The sequence below is a fragment of the Pseudoalteromonas sp. Z1A6 genome, assembly GCF_011378745.1.
In the GTDB taxonomy this organism is placed as follows: Bacteria; Pseudomonadota; Gammaproteobacteria; order Enterobacterales; family Alteromonadaceae; genus Pseudoalteromonas; species Pseudoalteromonas arctica.
Window position 1 is genome coordinate 1 of record NZ_WTKW01000557.1, and the last position, 1,610, is coordinate 1,610.

At 37.3% G+C, this 1,610-nt stretch carries 2 protein-coding genes; one reads left to right on the forward strand and one right to left on the reverse strand.

Annotated elements, in window-relative coordinates; translation table 11 throughout:
* Window positions 1-118 precede the first annotated feature (118 nt).
* The gene (locus GQR46_RS19435) at window positions 119-472 is read right to left on the reverse strand and encodes a YkgJ family cysteine cluster protein (protein ID WP_011327756.1); all 354 of its coding nucleotides are present in this window, start codon (window positions 470-472) and stop codon (window positions 119-121) included.
* A gap of 334 nt (window positions 473-806) precedes the next feature.
* On the opposite strand from GQR46_RS19435, the gene cysZ reads away from it, so the two are divergent.
* Window positions 807-1,535: a sulfate transporter CysZ gene (gene cysZ, locus GQR46_RS19440; RefSeq protein WP_165742180.1), complete on the forward strand. Its 729-nt coding sequence runs from the start codon at window positions 807-809 to the stop codon at window positions 1,533-1,535.
* Window positions 1,536-1,610: the final 75 nt, after the last annotated feature.

The following is a 1,610-nucleotide window of genomic DNA, read 5'->3' on the forward strand; positions in this document are numbered from 1 at the left end:
AAATAACTAAGATAATATTTTGGGTAAATTTATTGATAGTTTTTAAATTATTAGCAACGCGTATAACACACATAAAAAAGCGCTTAATAAGCGCCTATTACTTTAATAAATACGATACTTACACTAATACTTGACGCGTGTTTGCTATAAAGTGATGTACTTCGCGCTCAATTTTAGGGTCAACAGGCTCATCTGGTCGACGATCATTCGGGCAAGGCATTCTTGGCGTAGTACCAAATAAGCGACAAATTAATGGGCGCTCATCATATACAGTGCAGCCATTGGGGCCAAGATGCACACAATTGAACTCGTTTAACGCCGCTTCATGCTCCGCATCTGTTTTTACCGGTAAGCGCGACATTTCCTCTGAAGACGTTGTTACTGGCCCGCAGCAGTCGTGGCATCCTTTTACGCATTCAAACGCTGGAATATTAGCGCGCAATCGTAAAATTACTTCCTGATTTTTGTACATCACTATTTATACCCTTTATTTTTGCAACGCACTGACGCAGCAACTTTACTAATTTCTCCACAATGCATCAAAACGATGCCTAAGCCTAGAGTGGCTAGATCAGCTATAGTACGCTTTGCACTACCAAAAAATCAAGGTAAGTTAGCGCCTGGTTACGCCATAGAGCCAATGTATAAAGCTTGTAAACTAATTGTCGCTTATTAAGCTGGGAGAAAAAAATAGTAAACTGGCCGTTGTTATTACTTAACTTAAACACTTTGTTACCTAAAAATACTGTTTAAAATTATTAAGCTATTTATACTGTCACTAATGGTGAATATTTTTTGAGGTTACAGTGCAGATCACACAAGGTATGGAATATTTTTTTTCAGGATTTAAATTAATTAGCCAAAAGGGGTTAAAGCGTTTTGTACTTATCCCGCTTTTAATTAATATTTTGCTGTTTGGTAGTTCGTTGTTTTTCTTGTTTGGATGGTTAAGTGATAGCTTTAGCTACATTAACAACATGCTACCAGAATGGTTAAGCTGGCTTGAATGGCTAATGTGGCCAATTGCAGTATTAGTCGTGCTATTTAGCTATAGTATGCTCTTTACAGTCATCACTAATTTTATTGCAGCCCCCTTTAATGCTTTATTAAGCGAAAAAGTTGAGCTTTATTTAACGGGTCAAAAAATTAATGATGACGGCTTTGCCGATTTATTAAAAGATGTGCCTAGAATGCTTGGCCGTGAGTGGAAAAAATTATGTTATTACCTTCCTCGCGCTATTGGTTTTTTCATACTACTTTGGGTTTTACCTGTCATTGGCCAAATACTATGGGTTTTGTTTACCTGTTGGATGTACGCGGTGCAGTATGAAGACTATGCGTTTGATAACCATAAAATTGGCTTTAAGCAGATGAAAGACGATTTAAAATCTAAGCAAGGTTTATCATACGGGTTTGGTTTTGCTGTTATGTTATTAACGGCTATACCCTTTGTAAACTTAATAGTTATGCCTGTAGCTGTGTGTGGTGCAACACGTTTGTGGGTCGATAATTATCGACCAAAATACCGTAGTTAATTAAGAGGTTGCTGACTTTTCAATATTCAAAGGACACCGCACCCGAGATAAAAAAGCACCTAAGGTGCTTTTTTA